Source organism: Actimicrobium sp. CCI2.3, assembly GCF_035019065.1.
Classification (GTDB): Bacteria; Pseudomonadota; Gammaproteobacteria; order Burkholderiales; family Burkholderiaceae_D; genus Actimicrobium.
The window spans coordinates 1-281 of record NZ_JASJWR010000106.1; the positions used below are offsets into that span (position 1 = coordinate 1).

Below are 281 nucleotides of genomic sequence, written 5' to 3' on the forward strand. Positions count from 1 at the left end.
CTGGTGCAGGAAGTGCGGTCGGCCGCAAGGTCGCCCTTGAGATGCTTGATGTAATTTTCGGCCTGGCCGCGCGCGCAATAAATCTCCTCGTACAGCGTGCCGGCATCAAGGCCCGGCAGCGATGTGACGATGAAACGCGAGTTCTGGCCCAGCGCCATGACTTCGGCCTTCAACAACACGCGCCAGGCTCGCGGCCACGATCGGGCACGGTAGTCAAATTCGTCGAACAGGCGCACCGCCTCCGGCACCACGTCATGCGTCTGCACTGCAGCCCACAGATC

General features: G+C 62.6%; 1 protein-coding gene. It reads right to left on the bottom strand.

The features are described 5' to 3' along the window. Nucleotides 1-281, bottom strand: a 281-nt coding sequence (locus QN370_RS20635; RefSeq protein WP_323581836.1) for a transposase, incomplete at both ends; no start/stop codon positions are given.